The following is a 739-nucleotide window of genomic DNA, read 5'->3' as shown; positions in this document are numbered from 1 at the left end:
GGCCTGGGCGAACCGGCCGGCATCCGATCCCGACCCCCGCGCCCTCGGCCTCACTTCCCGCCATCTCGCCTACATCATCTACACCTCCGGATCCACCGGACAACCAAAGGGCGTCATGGTCGAGCACCAGAGTTTGATCAATCTTACAGCATGGCATTTGCAGACGTTTTGTCCGCCACCAGACATCTGCTGCGCAATGACGGCTGGAGTGGCATTCGATGCCAGCACCTGGGAACTCTGGTCTGCTTTATACAACCGCAGCACATTGCTCCTCCCGCCAAAAGCATCAGCAGCAGAATCTCCTCATCTGCTGCAATGGTGGCGTGATCAATCGCTCGACACCGCCTTTTTGACTACGCCGCTGGCCACCATCGCGTTGGAAACCCAGCTTGTAAATCCCACGTTGAAGTGCTTGCTGATTGGCGGTGATCGCCTCCTGCGTGTGCCGGCGCCTCTACCACCGGCGCTAAAGCTCATAAACAACTATGGCCCTACTGAAGCCACCGTCGTGGCGACATCGGGACAGCTCTTTAGTGACATCGCTTCGCCGCATATCGGTCGCCCGATTGCGAACACGCGTGTGTATCTTCTCGACCGGCATGGCGCACCGGTGCCGTTCGGGACGGTCGGCGAGCTCTATATCGGCGGGGCAGGGGTGGCGCGCGGCTACCTCAACCAACCGGAGCTGACGGCCGAGCGCTTCCTGGCCGATCCGTTCTGCGGAGAGCCGGGGGCGCGG

1 protein-coding gene is annotated in these 739 nt (G+C 61.2%); it reads left to right on the top strand.

Annotated features, from left to right (window positions below):
- A partial coding sequence (locus tag QN224_RS33550) for an AMP-binding protein (protein ID WP_283980175.1) occupies positions 1-739 on the top strand: 739 nt, incomplete at both ends.

This window comes from Sinorhizobium sp. 7-81 (genome assembly GCF_030124405.1).
Lineage (GTDB): Bacteria > Pseudomonadota > Alphaproteobacteria > Rhizobiales > Rhizobiaceae > Sinorhizobium > Sinorhizobium psoraleae.
The sequence above is the reverse complement of the archived record's forward strand: the minus strand, read 5'-3'. Positions and strand labels throughout refer to the sequence as shown.